Raw genomic sequence first — 7337 nt, forward strand, 5'->3', positions numbered from 1 at the left:
CGTCTGAGCAGCCGAAGCTCACCTGACCGGCGTCCCACCCCTTCACGCGGCCCCGGCGGAGGCATCTCCCATCCGCCGGGGCCGTTGCATGCGTGATGTCGGCTCACCGCCGGCAGCGATTGCCTGACCATGCGTTCTCACAATCTGAATCAGACCCTTGACACAGACGGCCGCCCTCGCGAAAATTATGCAAACGTTTGCACATGTGTATCGAGGCACTGCGGGAGGGCGGAATTGTGAGCAAGGTTGTCGTCGGAGTCGCTCAGGTGGGCGGAATCCAGCCGGAGGAATCGCGTGAGCAGGTGGTCGCGCGCCTCATTGCGCTGGTGGAGACTGCCGCTGCGCGCGGCTGCACACTCGTGGTGTTCCCGGAGCTGACTCTCACGACGTTCTTCCCGCGCTACTGGGTCGATGACCTCAGCGCCGTCGACACCCATTTTGAGCGGTCGATGCCCAATCCGCAGGTGCAGCCGCTGTTCGACCGGGCCGCTGAGCTCGGGATCGCCTTTGTGCTCGGCTATGCGGAGCTGACTCCGGAAGGGCAGCACTTCAACACGGCGATCGCCGTCGACACCGATGGCACGATCGCCGGCACCTACCGCAAGGTCCACCTGCCCGGGCATGCCGATGACCGCGGCATCGCCCAGCAGCACCTGGAGAAGCGCTATTTCGAGATCGGCGATCAGGGCTTCCCGGTGTTCACCATCGCCGGTGTTCGGGTGGGCCTGGCGATCTGCAATGACCGGCGTTGGGCGGAGACCTACCGAATCCTCGCGCTCAACGGCGCCGACCTCGTCGCAATCGGCTACAACACCCCGTTCACCTCGGTCCCGGGTATGGATCCCGAGGCGCACCGGGCGATGGACGAGCATCTGCTGTCGGTGCGCGCCGGCGCCTACCAGAACGCCGTCTGGGTGCTGGCGGCCGGCAAGTCCGGTGTTGAGGACGGCCACCGGCTCATCGGCGGGTCCTGTGTCGTCTCCCCCACCGGCGATGTCGTCGCCCTGGCGGTCGGTGAGGGCGATGAGCTCGTCGTCGCCGAATACGACTCTGCAACCGCTGAGCCCTACCGCCGAGAGCTGTTCAACTTCGGCAAGCACCGCAAGCCCGAGCACTACCGGCTCATCGCCGAACAGACCGACCGCGCTGGCGCTGCCGGCGAACAGACCGACCGCGCCGGCGCTGCCGACCAGCAGTCTGAGGTGATCGCGTGACCAGCAGGATCACCGCACTGACCGGCGGCACCATCATCGACGGCACCGGCGCCCCGGCCCGACCGGGCACCGTCCTCATCGCTGACGGTGTCATCACCGATGTCGTCGAGCCGGCGGCGTCTCTGGCTGCCGATATCGAGACTGTCGACTGCTCCGGGCTCGTCATCGCCCCGGGCTTCATCGACACCCATTCGCACGCGGACAACGCCCCGCTCCTTGCCGAGGACGATGTCTCCAAGATCGAGCAGGGCGTGACGACGGAGGTAACCGGCAACTGCGGCTTCAGCCTCGCCCCGGTCGACCCGTTCAACGAGGAGGCCGTGCACACGCTGCTGGCCCGGATCTTCCCGCCGATGGACGTCTCCTGGAGCCGCGTCGATGAGCTCTTCGCAGCACTCGAGGACCGCCGGCTCATCACCCACCACGCCCCGCTCGTGGGGCACAACGTGCTGCGGATCGCGGCGATGGGAGCCGACGGCCGCACCGCGGAGCCGGATGAGGTCGCTGCGATGGTGCGGGAGCTGGAGAAAGCCCTGGAAGCCGGGGCCTTCGGGCTCTCCAGTGGTCTCATCTACCCGCCAGGGCTGTTCTCCGATCCGTCAGAGCTCCGCGCCCTGACCGCGCTGCTGGGCGCCGAGCGCGTCTACGCCACGCATATGCGCAATGAGTCGAGCCGGGTCTTCGAGAGCATCGCGGAATCATTGGCCGCCGTGGGCGAGCGCTGCCGCCTGCACGTCTCCCACGTCAAGATCGCCGATCCGCAGCAGTGGGGTCGGATGGATGATTACATGGCTGCGCTCGACCAGGCGCGGGAGAACGGGCAGGACGTCTACCAGGACGCATACCCGTACAGCGCTGGCAGCACGATGCTGACGGCGACGCTGCCGCCGTGGTTCCACGACGGCGGGGAGCCGGCGGTGCTCAGCCGCCTGGAGTCAGCCGAGGCGCTCGAACGGGCTCTGCACGACATGGAGAACGACCGCTCCTACGAGAACATGGTGATCGGCGGCTGGGACAAGATCGTCATCTCCAGCACGCGTTCGCACCGCTATGAGGGCGCCTCGCTCACTGAGCTGGCTCACAGGCTGGGCGTCAAGCCGTTCGAAGCGCTCGTGCGGGTGCTGCGCGAGGAGCAGCTCAAGGCCACGATGGTCGTGCACTTCATGCATGAGGACGATGTCCGCACCGCGCTGCGGCATCCGCTCACGGCGATCGGCTCCGACGGTCTGCCACCGGGCACCGGCGGCAGGCCGCATCCGCGGACCTTCGGGACCTTCCCACGGGTGCTCGGCCACTATGCCCGTGATGAAGGGATCATGCCCCTGGAGGATGCGGTGCGGCGGATGACGCAGCTGCCGGCGCAGATCTTCGGACTCACCGACCGCGGCGTCATCCGGCGCGGGGCGGCAGCCGATCTCGTCACCTTCGACCCGGCGGCGATCATCGACACGGCCACCTACGCGGAGCCGACCAACCGGCCGCGCGGCATCGACCGTGTGTTCCAGGAAGGCCGCCTCGTCGTCGAGGGCGGCCTGTGGCAGGGTCAGCGGCACGGCCGCCGGCTGACGGCGGCATGAGCGGCCGGCCCGTGCCCGGGGTCGCCACGCCGGCGCTCGTCGTCGACACCGCTGTCCTCGACCGGAACATCGCGGCCACCCACCGTTTCCTCACCCAATCCGGGGTGCGCATCCGCCCGCACGTCAAGACGCACAAATCGCTGGAGATCGCCGGCCGGCAGCTGGCCGCCGGCGCCAGCGGGCTGACGGTTGCCACGATCGGCGAGGCCGAGGTGTTCGCGCAGGTCTGCGATGACCTGTTCATCGCCTATCCGCTGTGGCCGGATGCTGAGCAGTTCGCAGTCCTCAACGCCCTGGCCTCCCGTGTCCGGTTGGCTGTCGGCGCGGATTCGGCTGAGGGGATCGCGCATCTGGCCGCAGCACTCGACCCAGCAGTCGAGCTCATGATCGAGATCGACTCCGGCCATCACCGCACCGGCTGCGCCCCAGAGGATGCCGGGGCACTCGCCGCTGCCGCCGGCCGGCTCGGCCTGCGGGTCCGCGGAGTGTTCACGTTCCCCGGCCACAGCTACGGCCCGGGCACCACAGCGAGCGCAGCCGCGGACGAGTCCGCTGCACTCACTGCCGCTGCGGCCTCGATCCGCACCGCCACCGGTCAGGACGAGCTCGAACTCAGCGGCGGGTCGACGCCCTCGCACCGCTCGACGGCAGCCGGCGTCATCACCGAGGCGCGCCCGGGCGTCTACGTCTTCAACGACGCCCAGCAGTGGGAGCTCGGCACCGCCGATCCCAATGCCATCTCGCTGACCGCCTATGCCCGGGTGGTGAGCACCCGGCCCGGGCATTTCGTCCTTGATGCCGGCAGCAAGGTGCTCGGCGCGGATCGGGCGCCCTATGCCAGCGGTTATGGGCGGCTGCTCGACCTGCCGGAGGCGCGGATCATCCAGCTGAGCGAACACCATGCGGTGGTCGCCTCCGATGCCCCGGTCGAGGTCGGCAGCACCGTCCGGGTGGTGCCCAATCATGTGTGCACTGCCGTCAATCTCGTAAGCGAGCTCGTTCCCGTCCTCGGGACGCACGCCCATTCCCCGTGGCCAGTCGATGCCCGGGGCCGGAACAGGTGACAGAAAGGAAAACGACGATGTCCAGTCAAACTGAACACGCGTCTGCACGGACGACGGAGTTCGAGGAGGATCCCCGGTACCGGATCGCAGGGCGCGAAGCGCTGCTCTGCTTCGGGTACTGGGCGGTCTTCACAGTCGGAGCCGTCATCATCGCATGGCTGCTCGGCCACCGGGATCCTTCTCAGATCGGCTTCATCATGGGTTTCCCCGACTGGTTCTTCTGGTCAGCGCTCGCATTCGTCGCCGTCATGGCGATCCCGGTGCCGTATCTGATCGTCAAGCTCGGCTTCACGGATATGGATCTTGAGCCAGAGCCGCAGCCAGGCTCTCCGGGTGCTAGGGAGGTGAAGCGATGAGGTGGGATGTCGCTCTTCCGATCATGCTGATGTTCGCCACCATGATCCCGCTGGCCTATGTGGCGATCCGGCGCAGCCGCAAGCATGACAACAAGACCTCCAGCTACTATCTGGGCGGCCGTACGCTCGGCCCGTGGGTCCTCATCTTCACCGTGCTGGCATCTGCTGCCAGCGCCGGTACCTTCATCGGCACCGCCGGCCTGGCCTATGCGCAGGGCTACGGCTGGGTCTGGGGTGCGATGATGCAGGTCCCCTCAGCGGTCCTGGCGCTGGGTCTGGTCGGCAAGAAGTATGCGATCGTGGCCCGCAAGCTCAATCTCATCACCTTCACTGACTTCTTCAAGGAGCGCTACGAGAGCCGCGGCGTCACGTTCCTCACCTCGATCTGCATGGTGATCTTCCTCGTCGCCTATATGGTCGCCCAGTTCGTCGGCGGCGCCCGGGTGCTCGAATCGATCACCGGGATCAACTACTTCGTGCTCGTCATCATCTTCGCCGGAGTCGTAGCGCTGTACACGGCGTTCGGCGGATTCCTCGCTGCCGCCTTCACCGATGCCGCACAGGGCGTCATCATGCTGTTCGGCGGTGTGGCGCTGTGGATCGTCGTCCTCACCGCCGTCGGCGGCGTATCCGAAGTCGAAGCAGGCACCAAGGCCCTCGACGGCCAGCTCTACGTGCTGCCCGGTGACAGCGGCTTCGATCTGCCGATGATGATCTCCTATGCGGTGATGTTCGGCCTGCTGCTGGCGGCGCTGCCGCACGTGTCCGTGCGGGCGATGTCGTACCGCAACTCCGCGGCGCTGCACAAGGCACTGTGGGTGGGGCCGGCGATCATGGCGGTGTTCACGCTCGGATTCGGTGCGATGGGTCTCATCGGCCGGGTGCTGTACCCGGAGGCAGAGCTGGCCGATATGGTCCTGCCGACGCTCATCATCGACCACCTGCCAGGCCCGCTGGCCGGTGCGGTCCTCGCTGCTCCGCTGGCTGCGGTCATGTCGACGGTCGACTCGATGATCCTGGTGGTCTCCGCGGCCCTCGTTCGCGACCTCTACCGCGGCTTCATCAAGCCGGACATGTCGGATGCCGCCCAGTCGAAGGCCGGCACCTGGACCAGTCTGGCGATCGGCGTCGTCGTTCTCGTCCTGGCGCTGAATCCGCCGGACTTCCTGCAGCACATCATCAACTTCGCCATCGGGGGTCTCGAGGCGGGCCTGTTCGTGCCGCTCATCCTCGGCCTGTACTGGAAGCGCGGCAACGCCCTGGGAGCGATCCTCTCGCTGCTCGGCGGCATGCTGTACTACCTGCTGGCAGCTAACTTCATCCCGGCGCTGAGCCTGGGGATGATGCCAGTGCTCATGGCGACGGTGTTCTCACTGGTGCTCTATGTGCTCGCAGCGTTCATCGGCCCACGGCCCTCGCATCGGGTCATTGTCAAGTTCTGGGGCACCCAGAAGGCGATCGAAGCGATGCGCGCGGAGACCCAGCCGGCTGTCCGCGGCTGAGCGCGGCAGGCGGCACGGTGGACGCGTGCGCGGCGCAGAGCAGCGCATGTGCGGCGCCGGCCCTCGGTGAGATCATGGCAGCATGACCAGCTCCTCCCGCCCCACCCTGGTGACGATCGCCGAGCACCTGGGTGTGCACTACTCCACCGTGTCGCGTGCTCTCAGCCCTGACCCCGCGGTGCGCAGGACGGTGTCCGATGCGACGGTCGAGCGTGTCGAGCGAGCAGCCAGCGAGCTCGGCTACGTGTCGAATCGGATCGGCGCTTCTCTGCGCACCGGCAGGTCGCATGCCCTCGGAGTGCTCGTCCCCCGCACCTCGGAGTGGGTCGTCGGCACAGTGTACGAGGGCATCGATGCGACGGCTTCGGAGCTCGGCTATGCCACCTTCGTCGCCAACACCTTCGACGATGAGGGCACCCGGCAGGCCCGTATCCGGCGGCTCTCGCAGTGGGGGGTGGATGCGATCCTGTATTCCGATTCGCGGCTGGATGCCGAGGACCTCGACCCGGTCGGCGGTGTTCCGTGCTGGCCGATCATCCGGCGCGGGCGCGAGGATCACAGCTTCCGCGTTGACGATGCCGCCGGTGGCCGGCTCGTCGCCGGCCACCTCATCGACAGCGGGTACCGGGATGCGGCGGTCATCTGCGGGCCCAAGGACATGAGCACCTTCCGGGACCGTGCGACCGGGTTCGTCGACGAGTACGTCCGTCTCGGCGGGCGGGTCGGCGCCGACCGCATCATCGACTCGGATCTGACGATCGAGAGCGGCCGGCGCGAAGCCGGGCGTCTCTTCGACACCGACCGCCCGTCAGCGATCTTCGCCCTGCACGACCCGCTGGCACTCGGCGTCTACGTCGCAGCCGCCGAACGGGGCCTGCGGATCGGCACAGATGTGGGCGTGGTCGGCTACAATGATGTCGAGATGTCCGCGCAGCTGCCGGTCCCCATGACGTCGGTCAACTGGAAGTGCCGCGACCTGGGCGTCACCATCGCCCGCAATGCCATCGCCCGGCTGGAAGGCCGCCCTGAGACGGCGAAGCCTCCCTCGCCCGTTCTGGTCCCGCGCGCCTCCACCATGCCCGAGGCGCCGGCCACCTGACCACGTCCCTCACCCGTGCACGAACTCGATCGTCGTCGCGGTGCTCGGAGCGATGTCGATGACCAGGCGTCCGTCCTCGGCGGTCTTCACACCGCTGCCGGAGTCTGCGAACTCGGCCAGCTCCCGGTACCCGGTCTCGCTCTGCGCGGCGTTCGAAGACGCATGGATCTGCGCGGCGCGCTCGGCGGTGAACCCCTCGGGGACGGTCACGGTCACCTCGCGGCTGCCGTACTGGGCGGCGTCGGCGTTGTTGACGATGGTGACGATGTAGGAGCCCTCGGTGCGCACGGCGTAGGCGTAGGCGTCGCTGCCGGAGACAGCGACATCGTGGAAGGTCCCGCCTACACCGATTTCGGTCAGCCGCAGCCCCTGGAAGTTCATATACGGGCCAATCACACGGACTTCATAAACATGACCAGCGCCGACTGCAGAGCACCATCGTCTACGACACCCGCGGAACTTGGCGCGCACTGCTCTGATCGATTCCTCCTCGTGACCGGTGGGCCCTCCGTGGGTCCCCCGGTC

Annotated in this window: 7 protein-coding genes; 6 read left to right on the plus strand and 1 reads right to left on the minus strand. The window is 67.5% G+C overall.

The features are described from left to right. The first annotated feature begins 203 nt into the window (after positions 1 to 203). The 6 genes from M3B11_RS03370 to M3B11_RS03395 all read left to right on the plus strand — a co-directional run bounded on the left by M3B11_RS03370 (position 204) and on the right by M3B11_RS03395 (position 6812). Positions 204 to 1214: a nitrilase-related carbon-nitrogen hydrolase gene (locus M3B11_RS03370; RefSeq protein WP_259875368.1), complete on the plus strand. Its 1011-nt coding sequence runs from the start codon at positions 204 to 206 to the stop codon at positions 1212 to 1214. Next, complete coding sequence (locus M3B11_RS03375) at positions 1211 to 2791, plus strand: amidohydrolase family protein (RefSeq protein ID WP_259875369.1); 1581 nt, start codon at positions 1211 to 1213, stop codon at positions 2789 to 2791. Before M3B11_RS03370 ends, M3B11_RS03375 begins: the two co-directional genes overlap by 4 nt. After that, on the plus strand, positions 2788 to 3855 hold the full coding sequence (locus M3B11_RS03380) for an alanine racemase (RefSeq protein WP_259875370.1): 1068 nt from the start codon (positions 2788 to 2790) through the stop codon (positions 3853 to 3855). Before M3B11_RS03375 ends, M3B11_RS03380 begins: the two co-directional genes overlap by 4 nt. 17 nt (positions 3856 to 3872) lie before the next feature. Continuing rightward, a complete protein-coding gene (locus M3B11_RS03385) occupies positions 3873 to 4211 on the plus strand; it encodes a YhdT family protein (protein ID WP_259875371.1) in 339 nt (112 codons plus the stop codon). Next, positions 4208 to 5713, plus strand: a complete 1506-nt coding sequence (gene panF, locus M3B11_RS03390) for a sodium/pantothenate symporter (RefSeq protein WP_259875372.1) — start codon at positions 4208 to 4210, stop codon at positions 5711 to 5713. The genes M3B11_RS03385 and panF overlap by 4 nt, the downstream gene beginning before the upstream one ends. 82 nt (positions 5714 to 5795) lie before the next feature. After that, entirely contained in the window at positions 5796 to 6812 is a 1017-nt protein-coding gene (locus M3B11_RS03395; RefSeq protein WP_217006109.1) for a LacI family DNA-binding transcriptional regulator, read from the plus strand. A 9-nt stretch (positions 6813 to 6821) separates the two neighbouring features. Here M3B11_RS03395 and M3B11_RS03400 read toward each other — a convergent pair whose 3' ends face one another. After that, positions 6822 to 7208 carry a hypothetical protein gene (locus tag M3B11_RS03400; RefSeq protein ID WP_259875373.1) on the minus strand — a complete coding sequence of 129 codons (387 nt, stop codon included), beginning with the start codon at positions 7206 to 7208 and terminating at the stop codon, positions 6822 to 6824. Positions 7209 to 7337: the final 129 nt, after the last annotated feature.

The organism is Brevibacterium sp. p3-SID960 (assembly GCF_025144725.1).
Classification (GTDB): Bacteria; Actinomycetota; Actinomycetes; order Actinomycetales; family Brevibacteriaceae; genus Brevibacterium.

What these genes read in the sequence shown, in the direction of transcription:
- M3B11_RS03380 (WP_259875370.1), top strand. Translation starts at nt 2,788, where the DNA reads ATGAGCGGCCGGCCCGTGCCCGGGGTCGCCACGCCGGCGCTCGTCGTC.
- M3B11_RS03385 (WP_259875371.1), top strand. Translation starts at nt 3,873, where the DNA reads ATGTCCAGTCAAACTGAACACGCGTCTGCACGGACGACGGAGTTCGAG.
- panF (WP_259875372.1), top strand. Translation starts at nt 4,208, where the DNA reads ATGAGGTGGGATGTCGCTCTTCCGATCATGCTGATGTTCGCCACCATG.
- M3B11_RS03395 (WP_217006109.1), top strand. Translation starts at nt 5,796, where the DNA reads ATGACCAGCTCCTCCCGCCCCACCCTGGTGACGATCGCCGAGCACCTG.
- M3B11_RS03370 (WP_259875368.1), top strand. Translation starts at nt 204, where the DNA reads ATGTGTATCGAGGCACTGCGGGAGGGCGGAATTGTGAGCAAGGTTGTC.